The organism is Pseudomonas sp. PSB11 (assembly GCF_014596605.1).
GTDB lineage: Bacteria > Pseudomonadota > Gammaproteobacteria > Pseudomonadales > Pseudomonadaceae > Aquipseudomonas > Aquipseudomonas umsongensis.
Map to the genome: position 1 here is coordinate 62693 of NZ_NOIO01000013.1, position 17898 is coordinate 80590.

The window sequence follows — 17898 nt, forward strand, 5'->3', positions numbered from 1 at the left end:
CAAGCCCGCTCCCACAGTTGGTTCTGTGTTCGGCTGAAATACTCAATGCCCGCGCAACCACTCGATAAACAACGCAAACAACTCCGACTGCGAGCCCACCCCCAGCTTCAGATACAGGTTCTTGCGGTGCATGCGCACGGTTTCCGGTGAGATGTTCATCTGGCTGGCAGTGGATTTCACCGAGTGCCCCCGCAGCACCATGTGCGCCACTTCGCGCTCGCGTTCGGTGAGCAGGTCGCAACCGAATTGCTCGAACGCCGCTTGCACCCGGTGCTTGAGATCATCGCTCAGGCCTTGATCGTCATCGCCCTGGTTCTCGCTCCTGCGCAGCAGGCCACGCCGGCTGAATTCGCTGATGAATTCACGCACCAGCGGCTCGACGGCGCGCAGCAGGTTCAGTTGATCGACCCGCAGGCATTCACCGCCGAAACCTTGATAGAGGCTGACGGAGATCTTGGTGTCATTGCCGGTATCGACGATGTAATAGCTGTCTTCCGAACAACCTGCATTCAGGTAGTAAGCCTTGTAATAGTCACTGTCGAAGAAGTTGTCCGGGGCAATTTCTTCCAGGTGATAGAAGCCTTGCGCCAAACCCTGCTCCACCGCCAGGCAGAAGGGATCGAGCAAGTACCCACCGGCAAAATAGCGCTCAAGAATCGAGACCTGATACTCCTGGGCAATCCCGCGCTGATACAGCAGCTGGGGCGCGCGGTCCTTGCGCTCCAGGCTGATCATCATCGACTCGATGGACACCAGCTGCGCCAACGCCGTCGCCAGGTATTGCAAGGCATCAGGCTCATCGATATGGGCGAATGCCTCGCGCATTCCCCCATGCCATTTATGCAGTGCCCCGAAGGGCATTGCGATCAGCGTTTCGTCGTTTGGTTGGCTCATGACCCGCAGTCTAGCGGGTGAACAGGGTCTTGGTAACAGCCTGACCGATGAAGTCATTGGCCGGCGTACTGGCCGCTTGCTTCAAGCTCGGCCGCCACTTCCAGGATGCACTCGCGCAGGATGTCGACGATCTCATCGACCTGTGCATAAGTCAGGATCAGCGGCGGCGACATCACGTTAAGGTGCATGATCGGCCGCACCAATAGCCCCCTCGCTTGTGCCCGCACATGGATTTTCTCACCAATGTTGATCGCGTCGGCGAACAACGCCTTGGTGCGTTTGTCGGCGACGAACTCCACGCACGCCATCAATTTCAGGCAACGCACATCACCCACCAGGGGCAGATCGCGCAACGTGGCCAGGCGCTGCTCCAGGTAGCCGCCAACATCCTCGACGTGGGCCAGCAGGTTTTCCCGCTCGATGATTTCGATGTTCTTCAACGCCGCCGTGCAGCACACCGGATGGCCACTGTAGGTGAAGCCATGGGTGAAGCAGCGGCCCTGGCCCGGCTCGGCAATGACCTTCCAGATGCGGTCGGAAAAGATGCACGCGCCCAGTGGCAGGTAAGCCGAAGTCAGGCCCTTGGCGGTGGTGATGATGTCGGGCTGGACGTCGAACACATCCTTGGAGGCAAAGAACTTGCCCAGGCGGCCGAAGGAAGTGACCACTTCGTCGGCGACGAACAGGATGTCGTAGCGTTGGCAGACTTCCCACATGCGCTTGAGGTAACCCTTGGGTGGAATGATCACCCCGCCTGAGCCCATCACCGGCTCGGCAAAGAAACCGGCGACCTTGTCTGCGCCGATCGACAGGATCTTGTCCTCAAACTCCTTGACCAGGAACTCGAGGAACTGCGCCTCGTCCATGCCCTCCGGCGCGCGGTAGGGATTGGGGTTGGACACGTGGTGAATCAGCGGGTTGGCGTAATCGAATTCCGGCACCCGGTCGGCCGCTTTATTGCCAATCGACATGGTCAGGGTGGTGGAGCCGTGGTACGCGTTGAAACGGGCGATGACATGTTTCTTTTCCGGCAGGCCGCGGCAATTCTGGTAGTACTGGATCAGCCGGTACGCGGTGTCCACGGCGGTTGAGCCGCCGGTGGTGAGGAACACGTGGTCGAGGTCACCGGGCGCCAGGCTGGCGAGTTTTTCGCACAACTCGATGGCCACGTTGTTGGACATGTCGGAAAACGGGTTGGAATAGGCCAGCTGTCGCACCTGATCGGCAATGGCCTGGGCCATTTCCTCACGGCCCAGGCCAATATTGGTGCACCACATGCCGCCCACGGCATCGAGGAAACGGTTGCCCTGGGTGTCGTAGATATAGGCGCCATCACCGGCGACGATGTTCAAGGAGCCTTGTTCGGCATGTTCGTCGAACATGTGATAACCGTGCATATGGTGGGCCTTGTCGGCCTTGACCAGCCGGGACTCGTCCGCTGGGGAAAAAACGCTGCGTGTTGGCGTCGCCATAAATAAACCTCTAACCGGATTGACTAACGAACGAACGAATCAGATGCCGCTTTTCACCGTGCTCCAGACACGGGTCATGGCGCGCATGTCCTTGGCGTCCTGGGTCTTCTGCGGGAACAGGCGCTCGCGGGTGGCGTCATCGGGGTAAATCGCCGGGTTATTGCGCACGTCGGCATTCAACAAAGGCGTGGCCGCCGCGTTGCTGTTGGCGTAATGGATGTAGTCGGTGACGTCCGCCATCACCTGCGGTTGCATCAGGTATTCAAGGAATTTGTGCGCATTGGCGACATGGGGTGCGTCCGCCGGGATGTACATGTTGTCGAACCAGATCAACGAGCCTTCCTTGGGGATGAAGTAGGACAGGTTGATGTTCAACTTGGCTTCTTCAGCGCGGGCCATGGCCGTCGCGTAGTCGCCGGACCAGGTCATGGCCATGCACACATCGCCGTTGGGCAGGCTGGTCAGGTAATTGACCGAGTCGAACTTGCGGATGTACGGCCGCACGGACAACAGCAGTTCCTGCGCCGCCTTCAGGTCATCCGGCTTGGCGCTGCGCGGATCACGGCCCAGGTACTTGAGTGCCAGGGGAATCACTTCGGTGGGCGCATCGACCAGGGTCACACCGCAGTCGGCGAAGCGCGCGACGATCTTCGGATCGAAAATCATCGCCAGCGAGCCGATCGGCGCATCCGGCATGCGCTCCTTGATCTTGTCGACGTTGTAGGTGATGCCGTTGCTGCCCCAGGTATAAGGTGCCGAGTAGGTTGGGCCCGGATCGAACCCTTGCAGGTCGTGCAAGACTTTCGGGTCCAGGTTGCTCCAGCCCGGCAGTAGATTCTTGTCCAGTGGCTGGAACACCTTGGCCTGAATCAGTGGCGGCGCGAGGGATGCGTTCAGCACGATCAGGTCGTAACCGGAGTGGCCGGTAAGCAACTTGACCTGCACCGTTTCATAGGCATCGAAAGTGTCGTAGATCACCTTGATACCGGTGGCCTTTTCAAAATCGGCCAGGGTTTTCTCACCGATGTAGTCCGCCCAGTTGTATAGCCGCAGCGTATTGGCGCCGTCCGGCTCCCCAGCGTGGGCACTCAGGGTCAGCGGTACAACAAACAGACTGGAAATCACCTTAAGCAGTGTCTTGCCCATAGCAAATGCACCTTATCAAGCGAGTTCGGCTCTGGATGAGCGGATGAACCTACTATTGGTGGATTCGCCAGGCGGCACCATACCCCGAATGGGTGTGTGGGCGGTTTTGCCGACGCCATATGGCAAAAAGCATCAGCTCGGTTGACCCGTTTTGTCATAGCTGCGGGGTTCACCTGCCGCTTAAAGTGACCGTCGAACCGACTCTGCAAGAGCCCGCAATGACCGACCTGATCAAACAAGACTATCGCGGTGGCGTGCTGACACTGACCATCGATCGTCCCGACAAGCTCAACGCCCTGACCAACGCCATGTACACGCGCTTGGCCGACCTGCTGTTTGCAGCTGACGAGAACGACGAAATCGGGGTGGTCATCGTGACCGGTGGCCCGAACTGTTTCACCAGTGGCAACGACCTGGTGGATTTCCTGCAAGAGCCGCCAACGCACCTGGACAGCCCGGCATTTCGCCTGATGCGCGCCGTGACCCACCTGCAAAAGCCATTGATCGCGGCGGTGTGCGGAGCCGCCATCGGCATCGGCACCACCCTGCTGCTGCATTGCGACCAGGTGCTGGTGACCCGTAATGCCAAGCTGCGCACGCCGTTCGTCAATCTGGGCCTGTGCCCCGAGTTCGGCGCCAGCCTGCTCCTACCACGCCGACTGGGCCAGGCCCGCGCGGCGCGTCTGCTGTTGTTGGGCGACAGCCTTGATGGCAGCGAAGCGGTGGCCTGGGGCCTGGCCAACGAAGCCTTCGATGACGGCGAGCAGTGCCTGGCCGCGGCGGCAAAAATTGCCCAGCGCTTCCTGGCGATGCCCCAGCAAGCCTTGCGCCAATCCCGGCAACTGATGACCCAGGCCGGCATGGCCGAACTGCAAGCCACCCTGCGCGAAGAAAACCTGCTGTTCATCCAGCGCCTCAACACCGTTGAGGCAAAAACGGCCTTGAACGCCCTGCTCAATCGCAGTACAGATAAGAATCCAGCAAAAGGAACACAGCCATGAACACCCCGGAAATTTACGTCGTCAGCGCCGCCCGTACCGCCATTGGCACCTTCGGCGGTTCACTCAAGGACGTGCCACCGGCCGATCTCGCGACCACCGCCGTGAAAGCCGCCCTGCAAAAGGCCGCCGTTGACCCGGCGCTGGTCGGTCATCTGGTGATGGGCCATGTGATCCCGACCGAAACCCGTGACGCCTACATCTCCCGCGTTGCCGCCATGAACGCCGGCATCCCGAAGGAAACCCCGGCCTACAACGTCAACCGCCTGTGCGGTTCGGGTTTGCAAGCGATCATCAGCGCGGCGCAGACCCTGCTGCTGGGCGACGCCGACATCGCCATCGGCGCCGGTGCCGAGTCCATGAGCCGAGGCCCGTACCTGCTGCCATCCGCCCGTTGGGGCGCGCGCATGGGCAACGTCCAGGCCATCGACTACATGCTCGGCATCCTGCATGACCCGTTCCAGAACATCCACATGGGCATCACAGCGGAGAACGTTGCCGCACGCAACGGCATCACCCGCGAAATGCAGGATGCCCTGGCCCTGGAAGACCAGAAACGCGCAGCCCACGCGATTGCCAACGGCTACTTCGTTGATCAGATCGCGACCGTGGAAATCCCGGATCGCAAGGGCACCAAGCTGTTCAACGTCGACGAGCATCCACGCGCCACTTCGCTGGAACAACTGGCTGCAATGAAGCCGGCGTTCAAGAAGGACGGCTCGGTCACCGCCGGCAACGCCTCGGGCCTCAACGACGGTGCGGCCGCACTGGTCATGGCCACCGGCGCTGCGGTCCAGGTCAACAACCTGCGCCCACTGGCCCGCCTGGTCAGCTACGCCCACGCCGGCCTCGAACCGGAACTAATGGGCCTGGGCCCGATCCCGGCCACGCGCCTGGCGCTCAAGCGCGCCGGCCTGACCGTCGCCGACATGGACGTGATCGAAGCCAACATTGCGTTCGCCGCACAGGCCTGTGCCGTCAGCCAGGAGCTGGACCTGGACCCGGCCAAGGTCAACCCGAACGGCTCGGGCATCGCCCTGGGTCACCCGGTGGGCGCGACCGGCGCGATCATCGCCACCAAGGCCATCCACGAACTGCAACGCATCAACGGCCGTTACGCACTGGTGACCATGTGCATCGGCGGTGGCCAGGGCATCGCGGCGATTTTCGAACGAGCCTGACCCCTCCCCTGCAGGACCTGTTGGATCTGAAGGACCTGTAGGAGCTGTCGAGTGAAACGAGGCTGCGATCTTTTGACCTGAACAATCAAGGTCAAAAGATCGCAGCCTGCGGCAGCTCCTACAGGGTTGTGTCTTTCCAAGCGAGCCTCGCGTTGGCAGCTTTACCGATAGTTCAAGAATGCGCATGCATCTTGCAAACGTCCCCTATCCGCCAGTGTTTCGTTCATTTTCTCCTCGATAACTACCTGACAGCCGGCAGCAAAAATCATTTGCGACAAAATATGACATGCGTCATATTACGTTCGTAATTTAACGGCTTCCACAGGTAATCCTCCATGACCAGCATGCCCACCGTAGAGCCTGACCTTGCTGTCCCGGTGAACACTCCCAAGCCGCTGCTCAAACGCCTGCTGCTGCCGACACTGGGCATCGCCGCGTTGGTACTTGCTGGTATGTACGCCGCACACTGGTGGACCGCCGGCCGGTTCATCGAGGAAACCGACGACGCCTATATCGGTGCTGACGTGACGGTGATCGGGCCGAAGGTGGCGGGTTATATCGATCAAGTGCTGGTCACCGACAACCAGCAGGTCAAGGCCGGCGATGTGCTTGTCCGTCTCGATTCGCGCGACTATCGCGCCAACCTGGCCAAGGCCGAGGGTGCGGTGGCCGCTGAAGAAGCCCTGCTCGCCAACCTCGACGCCACCGAACAGCTGCAACAGGCCGTGATCGGCCAGGCCCGTGCCGGTATCGATGCCGCCGGTGCCGAAACCGCCCGTTCGCGCGATGACGATGCACGCTACAAAAAACTGGTCAGTACCAACGCCGTCTCGGTGGAAAGCGCGCAACGGGCCAACGCTACGTTCAAGACCGCCCAGGCCCAAAGCAACCGCGCCCAGGCTGAGTTGCTGGCGGCGCAACGGCAGTTGAACGTGATCGCCACGCAAAAACAACAAGCCCGCGCGGCCTTGATTCAGGCCCGCGCCGAGCGCGACCTGGCGCAGCTGAACGTCGGCTACACCGAACTTCGCGCACCGGTGGATGGGGTGATCGGTAATCGACGGGCACGGGTTGGCGCTTATGCCCAGGCCGGTTCGCAGTTGCTGTCGGTCGTACCGACCAGCGGCCTGTGGGTCGATGCCAATTTCAAGGAAGATCAACTGGCGCGCATGGTGCCGGGGCAGCGAGTAATCATTCACGCCGACGTGCTTTCGGGCCAGGAATTCCATGGTCATCTGGACAGCCTGGCACCGGCCAGCGGTTCGCAATTCAGCGTGCTGCCACCGGAAAATGCCACCGGCAACTTCACCAAGATCGTCCAGCGGGTACCGGTGCGCATCCATCTCGACCCGGCCGACAGCGTGCTCGGCCACCTGCGCCCCGGCCTGTCGGTCACCGCCGAAGTGGACACCCGCAAGGAGCCTGAAACGCCAGCCGTGGCCAGCGCGCCATGAGCCGCGCCCTCGCCGCCCCGGCACTACCGTTCAATGCCGCGAGCATGGCCACGGCGACCAAGGTCTTCGCCTTCGCCAGCATGTGCATCGGCATGTTCATTGCCCTGCTGGATATCCAGATCGTCTCGGCATCGCTGCGTGACATCGGCGGCGGGCTCTCCGCCGGCACCGATGAAACCGCCTGGGTACAGACCAGTTACCTGATCGCCGAAATCATCGTGATCCCCCTCTCCGGCTGGCTGTCCCGGGTGTTCTCCACGCGCTGGTTGTTCTGCGCCTCAGCGGTGGGTTTTACCGTGACCAGCCTGTTATGCGGCGTGGCCTGGAACATCCAGAGCATGATCGCCTTCCGCGCCTTGCAAGGGTTTCTCGGCGGCTCGATGATTCCGATGGTGTTTACCACGGCGTTCGTTTTCTTCACCGGCAAGCAGCGGGTGATTGCCGCCGCAACCATTGGCGCGGTGGCGTCCCTGGCGCCGACCCTGGGGCCGGTGATCGGTGGCTGGATCACCGATGTATCGTCCTGGCACTGGCTGTTCTACATCAACCTGGTGCCGGGGATTTTCGTCGCCATAGCGGTGCCGATGCTGGTGAAGATCGACCAGCCTGAACCATCACTGCTCAAAGGCGCCGACTATTTAAGCATGGTGTTCCTGGCGCTGTTCCTCGGCTGCCTGGAATACACCCTCGAAGAAGGTCCGCGCTGGAACTGGTTCAGCGACCGCACGATCCTGACCACGGCGTGGATCAGCGGTCTGGCCGGCCTGGCATTCATTGGGCGCACCTTGCACGTGGCCAACCCGATCGTCGACCTGCGGGCCTTGAAAGACCGCAACTTCGCCCTCGGTTGTTTCTTCTCCTTCGTCACCGGCATCGGCCTGTTCGCGACCATTTACCTGACACCGCTGTTCCTCGGCCGGGTACGCGGCTATGGTGCGCTGGACATTGGCCTCGCGGTTTTCTCCACCGGCGTGTTCCAGATCATGGCGATTCCGCTGTACGCCTTTCTGGCCAACCGCGTCGACCTGCGCTGGATCATGATGACCGGTCTTGGCTTGTTCGCGATGTCGATGTGGGATTTCAGCCCGATCACCCATGACTGGGGAGCAAAGGAGTTGCTGCTGCCGCAAGCGTTGCGCGGAATCGCCCAGCAACTGGCGGTACCGCCGGCGGTGACACTGACCCTCGGCGGCCTGGCGCCAGCGCGACTGAAACACGCTTCGGGGCTGTTCAACCTGATGCGCAACCTGGGCGGTGCCATTGGCATCGCCGCCTGCGCAACCATCCTCAATGACCGCACCAACCTGCATTTCACCCGATTGGCGGAGAACCTAAACAGCACCAACGAAGCGCTCAATCAGTGGCTGTCCCAGGTCGGCCACAACTTCGCCACCCTCGGCCAGAGCGGCGACGTGGGCGTCACCGCCAGCCTGCGCCAGCTCTGGCTGCTGACTTACCGCGAGGCGCAAACACAAACCTACGGCGACGCCTTCCTGATGATCATGGTGTGCTTCATCGTCGCCACGGCGATGGTGCCCTTGATGCGCAAGGTGCAACCTCCGGCAGCGCCGAGTGCGGATGCGCATTGATGGACTACGATAGCAGCGTATTTATCACATCAATGAAAATCGCAGTAAATCAAATGAAAGCGTTCAGATCAGGAGGGAATGATTATTTGATTGAACCCCAAGATACCAAGCTCAATGTTCACTGTGAACTCTGATTGATCAGGCGCACGCACTACATAATCAAGGGTGGCGGAGAATTCCTGTTTGGCGCGATTAAAAATCAAATCAATGAACCCACTGACCCCACGCCAATTTTCAACTGCCTCGCCACCATAACGGTGAATACCGAATGCCCTAGCATAGCCGTCATGTTTACCGGTTTGAATATTAGCGGGTAGTTCAAAAATTACGACCTGACCGGAAACTGGCGTATTTCCTGTATGAGCCTCAAATCGCAAAAGTCCTGAATGATCGATCATCATTATTTTATTGGGTACCAAGGGGCCCAACGGACCAAGCTCTCCGTTGCACCAGCCACTTGCATTAATAATCTTGTCTGTTTCAATCATGGTATTTCCCTATTATTCATCTGTCTCACCGGTATTCGGAGAGTGAGAAAAAGCATAGCGCCTTGCATCACTCCTAACACCTGTTACATCTGACAGGTTTAACCTGAAATAGACAAACGCACGACTGACAATGAACAATTCACTCATTGCCGAACTGCATTTTCATGGTCTTGATCCAGATAGAATAATTGGGTTAATCCATCACTGTATTGTTGATATCTCTGCAATGCGAAACACCACTGGCAGAGACATCAACAATGAACGCCAATCAATCAGGCCTGAGGCGTCTTGCGAAAGCCCACCGCCAGGCGGTTCCAGCTGTTGATGGTGTTGATTGCAACGGTCAGGTCGACCATTTCCTTGGGGGTGAATTGGGCGGCGACCACTTCGTAGTCTTCATCGGGCGCATGGGTCAGGCTGAGCTGGGTCAGCGATTCGGTCCAGAGCAGTGCGGCGCGTTCGCGCTCGGTGAAAAAGGGTGCTTCGCGCCAGGCCGTCACGGCAAACAGGCGGCGCGGGGTTTCGCCGCCCTTGATCGCGTCGGCAGTGTGCATGTCGATGCAGAAGGCGCAGCCATTGATTTGCGAAGCGCGCAGCTTGACCAGTTCGATCAGGGGCTTTTCCAGTGGCAGTTTGGAAACGGCGGTTTCCAGGGCGATCATGGCTTTGAGGGCGTCAGGGGAAGCGGTGTAGAAATCGACACGTTGTTGCATGGCATGCTCCTGGGCAAGTGGGTGTGTCACTACGTTAGCTCCGTGGCCTGTATGCACAAATAGCCAATCCGGCAGAAGTCGAGGAGGCCAATGACCCGCTTAGCGACCATGCCCCCCGTCACACCCGACTGCGTAACCACTGCAAAAACCCTTTCTTCGGCACCACGGGGGGTACATCGGCGATCAGTGACTGTGCCTTGTTCAGTCGGAAATCCAGCAAGGTCTTCATCGCATCGTTGATGTCCTGGCGGGCATCCAGGCAAGGCTTGAGGTACTGCTTTTCGATGCGATAAAGCGTGCAGGGGGTTTTCGCGGCGAATTGGGCGGGCAACGCACTGTCGGTGAGAATACCGGCCTCGCCGATCACCTCCCCCGGCCCCATGCGTCCGGATTCGATGGGCGTGCCGTGACGGTTCAGCGTGACCGAAACCACCCCGGACTCGATGATGAACAAGTGATCACTGACCTGCCCCGCCTCCAGTATCGTCTCGCCGGTGCGGAACGATTGCAGGGACATGTTCTGGCTGAAGGTTTCTTTCTCATCGTGGCGCAGGCTGGAGAACAGCGGCGAGGTATCGAGCAGCGCCCGTGGCCGTGTGAGGTCGCTCGCCGGGTTGGCCTCGACGCTCGACAGCAAATGGATCCCGGAGGCGCGCAAATGCCGGTACGCCAGATCGAACAGTTGATTACGTACCGAGCGCTTCTCGCTCATCGAGGCGACAAACCCGCTGATTTCGTATTCGTTGCCGGCAGCACTGGAGCTTTTGAGCGCTACTTTGCCGCCGGGCGAAGTCAACAAGGTTCGGCAGCCCTGCATCGCTCGCTCAAGGGCATCGATCACGATTTGCGGACGGACATGGGGGCTGACCTGCAGGCTGATCGAAAGGCCGAACATATCGCTGGGACGGCTGAAGTTGGTGATCTTGGCCTTGGCCGCCAACGAGTTGGGAATCACGATCATGCTGCCTTGGGAAGTCTGCAGGCGCGTGGCCCGCCAATCGATATCGATGACCCGGCCTTCGGTGCCGTCGATGGCGATCCAGTCATCCAGTTGATAGGGCTTGGTGGTGTTCAGCACGATCCCGGAGAACACGTCGCTAAGGGTGCTTTGCAAGGCCAAGCCAACGATGATCGCCAATGCACCGGAGGTAGCCAGCACACCTTTGACCGGTAGATTGAGCACGTAAGCCAAGGCTGCGATGACCGCGACCAGGAAAATCACGGCTCCGAGCAGGTCCTGCAACAGTCGCCCGGTGTGCCCTACCCGCTGCATCATGCCCGCACCGATCAGCACGGTCAGGGTGCGCGCAGCGAACAGCCACCAGCCGATCTGCAAACCGGTGGCCGCCAGGTGCAACGGCACGTTGTCATCCCAGGGCGCGGGTTCCAGCGGGTTCATGCCTTCGTTGAACAGTACCAGGCTGAACAGTGAGAAAATCGCCACCCGCACCAGCAGTTTCACGTTGTGGCCACGGGTACCGATCAAGCGCCACAACACCAGATCGGTCAGGATCAGGAGCAAGGCGCAAACCAGCGGGTGTTCGGTCAGTAACGACAGCATCTAGCAGCTCCGGCACGGGTGATTAACGCAAATATCGCACACATTGTAGGAGCTGCCGCAGGCTGCGATCTTTTGATCTTCGGCGATTTGCAAATCATGCAAAATCAAGATCAAAAGATCGCAGCCTGCGGCAGCTCCTACAGGGGGCGATATGTCCGGGTTACTTGGTCAGGGTGTTGTAGCCCGATGTCGTTGCGCCGGTCGCGGTACAGCTCACAGGCCAGGCCGAACGGGTCCGCGTGTGTTATCGATGCCGAAAAAGTCGGCGTGGGTACCCCGGTTAGCGCTGCGAATCCAGCGCTTCATGTTCGTTCGCCACTTGTTGAGCCTTGAGGTAGCTCTCGATCAACAATTGTAGATCTGGAGTGGTTGCCCGAGGCATCAACCGTGCATCTGGCCGAAGCGACCGGATTGGAAGTCGGCGAACGCCTGGTGGATTTCCTGCTCGGTGTTCATCACGAACGGACCGTGGCCGACGATCGGCTCGTCGATCGGTTCGCCACTGAGCAGAAGCACCACAGCGTCTTCGCTGGCTTGGAGGGTCATCTGATCGCCCTTGCGGTCGAACAACGCCAACTGCCCTTGACGCACCGACTCCAGGCCGTTGACTTCAATCGTGCCGCGCAAAACCACCAGTGCGGTGTTGCGTCCTTCATGCAGATCCAGCGTAAGCAACTTGCCGGCATTCAGGCGCAGGTCCCAGACGTCGATTGGGGTAAAGGTGCGCGACGGCCCTTTGTGGCCTTCAAATTCACCGGCGATCAAGCGCAAGCTGCCGGCGTCGTTCTTCAGGGCAATGCTCGGGATGTCGCCATCGACAATGGTCTGGTAACCGGCATCGGCCATTTTGTCCTTGGCCGGCAGGTTGACCCACAACTGCACCATTTCCAGGGTGCCGCCGCTCTTGGCGAAAGCTTCGGAGTGAAACTCTTCATGGAGAATCCCCGAGGCGGCGGTCATCCATTGCACGTCACCGGGGCCGATCTTGCCGCCACTGCCGGTGGAGTCGCGATGTTCCAGTTCGCCCTTATAGACGATCGTCACGGTTTCGAAACCACGGTGTGGATGCTGACCAACGCCGCGTCGCGCGGTGGTCGGGGTGAATTCAGCGGGGCCGGCGTGATCCAGCAGCAGGAACGGGCTGATGTGCTTGCCCAGGTTGTCGTAGGAAAACAGCGTGCGGACCGGAAAACCATCGCCAACCCAATGGGCTCGTGGGCTGGTGTAGATACCGATGATATTTTTCATGGTGTCTCCTGATGAGGTGGGTGAAGCCATGGACAGAGCTTAAAACCGTGACCTTTGCTGCGCTAGACTGCAAAAATCAGCTTTAGCGTTCTATCTGGAGAACGATGGTGGAAGACCTCAACAGCGCCGCCGAACTGATCGAACGTAACCGTTCCGAACCCGATGGTTACCGATGACCTGTTGGCCTTGCGCCACGCGGCGGTAGCTGGCATCGGCATTGCCCACCTGCCCGGGCATTCAGATAGCCCGCGTTATCGTTAACGTCCATCGCGACGGTGCGACGATTCGACATGCTCGCTCCTACAGGGGAATGCATTCCAGACCACGCGCCATCGATTCTTGATTTCCAGTAAACATTGCTTTGCCCATCCAGCGGTTTTTCTCACGGATGCGGGCGCGGATACTCGCGTCCATTCCCACTGCAACCTCTGGAGTCATTCATGTCCATCCCCGCTTTCGGCCTGGGTACGTTTCGCTTGCAAGGCCAGGTGGTCATCGATTCGGTGAGCACCGCCCTGGAACTGGGTTACCGGGTCATCGATACCGCGCAGATCTACGAAAACGAAGCCGAAGTCGGCCAGGCTATCGCTGCCAGCGGCATTGCCCGCGAAGACCTGTTCATCACCAGCAAGATCTGGGTCGCCAATTTTGCCAAGGATCGCCTGATCGACAGCCTCCGGGAGAGCCTGCACAAACTGCAGACTGACTATCTGGACTTGACCCTGATCCACTGGCCGTCGCCGCAAGACCAGGTGTCGGTCGAAGAGTTCATGGGCGCCTTGCTTGAAGCCAGGGACTTGGGCCTGACCCGGCAGATCGGTGTCTCCAACTTCACGGTCGACCTGATGAAACAGGCGATAACCGCTGTCGGCGCGCAGAACATCGCCACTAACCAGATCGAATTGCACCCCTACCTGCAAAATCGCCAGGTCGTCGAGTTCGCGCAAAGCCAGGGTATCCAAATCACCTCGTACATGACCCTGGCTTACGGTGAAGTGCTCAAGGATCCGGTGATTACGCAGATTGCCGATCGTCTGCAAGCGACCCCGGCACAAGTCACCCTGGCCTGGGCCCTGCAACTGGGTCATGGCGTGATTCCTTCGTCGACCAAACGCGCCAATCTCGCCGGCAACCTCAAGGCTAGCGCCATCACGTTGAACGATGCCGACATGGCATTGATCGCCAGTCTGGATCGCGGCTATCGACTGACCAGCCCCAAGGGCCTGGCGCCGGCCTGGGATTAAGCCGCCGGGTTCAAGCCTCAGCCCTGACCAAGGGTTTTTTCCAGGCGCGTCATGGCCTTGTGCAACTGATCGACGGCTGCGTCGATCAATGCGGCATCGCGCTCGGCACAAGCACGCTCCAGTTGCTCGCAACACGCCACCAGTGCCTGTGCCCGGACCATTTGCGCCCCACCCCTGATGCGGTGCGCCAGGTCTTTCAAGCCATGGCGATTACCGCTGGCATGTTCTTGCAGAAGACGCTCACGATCTTCGCGGTTGGTCACGGCCAGATCGTGCAGCAGTTGCACGATCAATTCACTGTCTGCCCCGGTGTAGCGTTGCAACCCGGTTAAATCGATTTCGGTGATGGGGGGCGCTTCGGGCACGCCTGCCGACTCGACGGGAAATCTGCTGCTCAACCATGCGCTCAGGTCGACCAATCGAATGGGTTTGAACAGACAATCGTCCATGCCCGCTTCAATGCAACGCATTTTTTCCTCGGGTTGCGCGCTGGCAGTGAAGCCTAGAATCAACGTCGGCGGCCCCACCTGGAAACGCTCCTCATCGCGGATCGCCCCCGCCAGTTCATAACCGCTGACCACCGGCATGTTGCAGTCGGTGACGACCAGATCGCAGACGTGTTTGCGCCATTGCTCGAAGCCTTGCTGGCCGTCCTCTGCGAGCAGAACCTGGTGCCCGAGGTAACTCAGTTGCCGCGAAAGCAGCAACCGATTGGCCGGGTAATCGTCCACCACCAGAATCGTCAGCGGGCGGGTCCTTGCCGGCGGTTCGCCCGGCGCCATTTCACCGGCGGGCAACGTCTCCAATGCCAGCAGTTCCAGGCTGATGTCCAAACGGGTACCGCGCCCCAGGACACTGGCGAGTTGCAATCGCCCTCCCATCATTTCGCACAGCGTGCGGCTGATCACCAGCCCCAGGCCGGAGCCCTGCCGGCCGGATACCTGGCGATTCCCGACCTGCACGAACGGACTGAACAAGCGTTGCTGGTCAAAGTCGCTGATACCACTGCCGCTGTCCTCGATACACACATTGACCGTGACACGGTCCGGCGATACGGGCACAACCTGCAACTTCAGGCTAACTTCGCCTTTGTGAGTGAACTTGATGGCATTGCTCAGCAGGTTGGACAGCACCTGCTTGAAACGCGTGGGGTCGATCAACACATCGCGGTCGCTGTGCTCATCCAGCTCGATGCGCCACAGCAGGTTCTTCTGCCGGGCCAGGCCTTCGAAGACCCGACACACCGACACCACCAGCGCGTGCAGATTGGTGCGCTCTGGCATCAGGGACAAATGTCCGGATTCGATTCGGGCAATGTCCAGGATGTCGCCGATCAACGCCAGCAACTGTTGCCCGGCACTTGACGCCACCTCGATGGCCGCGCGGTCGGTGATGCCCTTGTCGGCGGATTTGAGTGCCAGTTCAAGCATGCCGATCAAGGCATTCATCGGCGTGCGGATTTCATGGCTCATGGTCGCCAGGAACGTGGTCTTGGCGCGATTCGCATCGTCGGCGGTGTCCTTGGCCTCCTGCAATCGGGCAAGCCATTGCTGGCGCTGGCGGATCTGCCGGCGCTGCCAGGCTATCCACACCAGGGCAAGGAGAAGCAACGCGCCCGCGGCAGCGAACGCCTGGAAAATCGTCTGTCGATGACGCAGCCAGTAACTCTGCTCCACCATCAGGTCATTGCGCCAGGGCATTATCAGGTCGTCGATTTCTTCGGGAGGGATACTGAGCAAGGCCTTGTCCAGGATCGAATGCAACTCGGTGTCGTCGCGACCGGTCGCCAGGGTACTGCGCGCGGGATCGATGCCCACGGTACTGGTGACCTGGAGGCGATCACGGTACTGCCGGGAAATCAGGTAACGGGCACTGATCAATGAGTTGATGCCACCTTGTGCCTTGCCTTGGGCAACCATTTCCATGGCATCGGCCGACAGCGGCGCGTCCACACAACGGATCGACGGGAAGTATTGGCGAATGAACTCGCCAGCGATATTGCCCTGGGTCAGCGCCAGGGTTTTCCCGGCCAGATCATCCAGGGTCCTGGGGCTGTCCGGCGCCAGGCGCGTTACCAGCACGGAAGGGCTGGTCAGGAACGGCCGGGTAAACAGCAAGTCTTCCTCACGCCGGGAACTCAGGCCGATGCCGGCCAACACATCAACCTGGCCGCTCTTGATCGCCTGCAGCATCTCGGCGACTGAGCGCATGCCCCGGATGTCGAATTGCAAGCCGGTGCGCAGGCTGATTTTCGCCAACACATCGACCCCGATGCCGCGAAACTTGCCTTCACTGTCCACGAACGTTATCGGCGGGATGTTCTCGTTGATCGCCACACTCACGCGCGGGTGACGGTCGAGCCAACGTTGCTCGGCCACGCTCAATTGCAGCGACTGCGTGCCCGGCATGGACACCCCGCTCGCACCCCAGCGGCGCAGTATGTTCATTTGTTCGTTGGCCGTTATCGCCGTCAGGGCCTTGTTGACAACGCGCAGCAGCGCCGGGTTGTCGCGGGCCATGGCAAAGGCGAAGCGCCCCGGTTCCATGGGCGAGAAGTCAGCCAGTTGGACGTTGTTCAGGTAGTTTTTGCTGATCAGGTAATGGGCGCTGATCGCATCGCCCAGATAGACATCCGCCTGGCCAAAGGCGACTGCGCCGACCGCTGCCAGTGTCGAGGGGAAAAGCTGGACCTGCGCTTCAGGATAAAACTGCTGCACGCTTTGTTCAGGCAAGTAGTGGTAGAGCGTTGCCAGGCGCTTTTCAGCCAGCGTCGGGTCCAGTGCCTGGTGCGAGTCAACTCGGGTCACCAATACCGGCTGATCCACCGCATAGGCGTGGGACATTTGTAATTGGCGGTCCTGGGACTCGTAGCTGTTGGACGTTCCCAGAAGGTCTGCCGCCCCTTGTTTGACGGCTCGAACGGCGTCTTCGCGGGCGGGATAGCGTTGGACTTCGATCTCCACCTGAAGCAGTTGGCGCAGCAGATCGGCATAGTCGGCCGTCACCCCCTCAAGCGTGTGATCGGTGGTGATGTCAAAAGGTGGATAATCCGGGGCTGAGACGGCAAGCACCAAACGGGCTTTCTGCTGCAACCAGCGCGAGTCGGCCACCGATAACGGCAGCACCTGGCCTTCCGCGCTGGAACGGCCCAACAACGCCAATGTCTGCGGCTGCGCAAAGACACTCGATGCCCCCAGGCAAAGAGCCAACAGCAGGTATCGAATAGCGTTCATTCAGACCAAAGCATGACGCTGGGCAAGGTCACGCAGATGCACCGACGACTTCACGTTGAGCTTTTCAGTCAAGCGGGTTTTGTAGGTGCTCACGGTCTTGTGGCTCACGTGCAGGATTTCGGCGATTTCCTTGTTGCTCATACCCTGGGCCAGATACTGGAAAATCGACAACTCGCGGTCCGAGAGGCTGTCGATCATGTGTTTTTCACTTCGTAGCGCCTGGCTCACGGACACCGAACTCGAGGGCAATCGGGTGAAAAAGGTGTAGCCGGCCATCACGGCACGCACGGCTTTGTGCAGATGCTCCAGATCGTTGGTCTTGGGGACGTAGGCCACGGCACCCGCGCGCATGCAACGATCCTGGAAAAACGCTGGCTCCTGGGCGGTGAACACCACCACCCGGCAGTACACCTCTTCCATCTGGATCCGTGCCAGTACCTCAAGACCGTCGAGTTTCGGGAGTTTGAGGTCCAGCACCAGCAGTTCAGGCTTATGTTCGCGGATCATCGACAAGACTTCGTTACCGCTTGCCGCTTCAAAGATGTGCTTGTATCCCTCCAGCTTGAGTACGATTTTGACTGCACCGCGAATCACCGGATGATCGTCCACAATCAACGCGCACTTCATGGCAACTCCCTATGCATAAACACAACATTCGGACACTGATGGTCCATGGG

Annotated in this window: 14 protein-coding genes and 1 pseudogene; 5 read left to right on the plus strand and 10 right to left on the minus strand. The window is 59.8% G+C overall.

What is annotated here, in order from left to right:
- Positions 1-42: 42 nt before the first annotated feature.
- The 3 genes from CGA21_RS16525 to CGA21_RS16535 are packed head-to-tail and all read right to left on the minus strand — an operon-like array spanning position 43 to position 3512.
- Complete coding sequence (locus CGA21_RS16525; RefSeq protein WP_110749300.1) at positions 43-951, minus strand: helix-turn-helix domain-containing protein; 909 nt, start codon at positions 949-951, stop codon at positions 43-45.
- The gene (locus tag CGA21_RS16530) at positions 948-2366 is read right to left on the minus strand and encodes an aminotransferase (RefSeq protein ID WP_188264615.1); all 1419 of its coding nucleotides are present in this window, start codon (positions 2364-2366) and stop codon (positions 948-950) included. The genes CGA21_RS16525 and CGA21_RS16530 overlap by 4 nt, the downstream gene beginning before the upstream one ends.
- A 39-nt stretch (positions 2367-2405) precedes the next feature.
- Positions 2406-3512 (minus strand): polyamine ABC transporter substrate-binding protein, encoded by a 1107-nt coding sequence (locus tag CGA21_RS16535; RefSeq protein WP_188264616.1) that lies wholly within the window; start codon positions 3510-3512, stop codon positions 2406-2408.
- A 218-nt stretch (positions 3513-3730) separates the two neighbouring features.
- Between CGA21_RS16535 and CGA21_RS16540 the strand changes: the two genes are divergently transcribed.
- The 4 genes from CGA21_RS16540 (at position 3731) to CGA21_RS16555 (ending at position 8734) form a co-directional block, all read left to right on the plus strand.
- Entirely contained in the window at positions 3731-4513 is a 783-nt protein-coding gene (locus tag CGA21_RS16540) for an enoyl-CoA hydratase-related protein (RefSeq protein WP_188264617.1), read from the plus strand.
- Entirely contained in the window at positions 4510-5691 is a 1182-nt protein-coding gene (locus CGA21_RS16545; protein ID WP_188264618.1) for an acetyl-CoA C-acyltransferase family protein, read from the plus strand. Before CGA21_RS16540 ends, CGA21_RS16545 begins: the two co-directional genes overlap by 4 nt.
- A 335-nt stretch (positions 5692-6026) precedes the next feature.
- Positions 6027-7145 carry an HlyD family secretion protein gene (locus CGA21_RS16550; protein ID WP_188264619.1) on the plus strand — a complete coding sequence of 373 codons (1119 nt, stop codon included), beginning with the start codon at positions 6027-6029 and terminating at the stop codon, positions 7143-7145.
- The gene (locus tag CGA21_RS16555) at positions 7142-8734 is read left to right on the plus strand and encodes a DHA2 family efflux MFS transporter permease subunit (RefSeq protein ID WP_188264620.1); all 1593 of its coding nucleotides are present in this window, start codon (positions 7142-7144) and stop codon (positions 8732-8734) included. Before CGA21_RS16550 ends, CGA21_RS16555 begins: the two co-directional genes overlap by 4 nt.
- A gap of 68 nt (positions 8735-8802) precedes the next feature.
- Here CGA21_RS16555 and CGA21_RS16560 read toward each other — a convergent pair whose 3' ends face one another.
- From CGA21_RS16560 to CGA21_RS16580, 5 genes and pseudogenes are all read right to left on the minus strand, one after another.
- Positions 8803-9222, minus strand: coding sequence for a hypothetical protein (locus tag CGA21_RS16560; protein ID WP_110749314.1), 420 nt, complete (start codon positions 9220-9222; stop codon positions 8803-8805).
- Between the two features lie 272 nt (positions 9223-9494).
- Positions 9495-9935, minus strand: a complete 441-nt coding sequence (locus CGA21_RS16565) for a carboxymuconolactone decarboxylase family protein (RefSeq protein WP_110749316.1) — start codon at positions 9933-9935, stop codon at positions 9495-9497.
- A 118-nt stretch (positions 9936-10053) separates the two neighbouring features.
- Positions 10054-11496 carry a mechanosensitive ion channel domain-containing protein gene (locus tag CGA21_RS16570; RefSeq protein WP_110749318.1) on the minus strand — a complete coding sequence of 481 codons (1443 nt, stop codon included), beginning with the start codon at positions 11494-11496 and terminating at the stop codon, positions 10054-10056.
- A gap of 280 nt (positions 11497-11776) precedes the next feature.
- Positions 11777-11896: pseudogene (locus tag CGA21_RS30420) on the minus strand (hydrolase); the annotation flags it as partial.
- Positions 11878-12744 carry a pirin family protein gene (locus CGA21_RS16580; RefSeq protein WP_188264621.1) on the minus strand — a complete coding sequence of 289 codons (867 nt, stop codon included), beginning with the start codon at positions 12742-12744 and terminating at the stop codon, positions 11878-11880. The pseudogene CGA21_RS30420 and the gene CGA21_RS16580, both read right to left, overlap by 19 nt.
- A gap of 440 nt (positions 12745-13184) precedes the next feature.
- Here CGA21_RS16580 and dkgB point away from each other — a divergent pair, with 440 nt between their 5' ends.
- Positions 13185-13988, plus strand: a complete 804-nt coding sequence (dkgB, locus tag CGA21_RS16585) for a 2,5-didehydrogluconate reductase DkgB (protein ID WP_110749322.1) — start codon at positions 13185-13187, stop codon at positions 13986-13988.
- Between the two features lie 17 nt (positions 13989-14005).
- Here the strand turns inward: dkgB and CGA21_RS16590 are convergent, their stop codons facing one another.
- Positions 14006-17221 carry a transporter substrate-binding domain-containing protein gene (locus CGA21_RS16590; RefSeq protein ID WP_110749324.1) on the minus strand — a complete coding sequence of 1072 codons (3216 nt, stop codon included), beginning with the start codon at positions 17219-17221 and terminating at the stop codon, positions 14006-14008.
- Positions 17222-17848: a response regulator transcription factor gene (locus CGA21_RS16595; protein ID WP_188264622.1), complete on the minus strand. Its 627-nt coding sequence runs from the start codon at positions 17846-17848 to the stop codon at positions 17222-17224.
- Positions 17849-17898 lie beyond the last annotated feature (50 nt).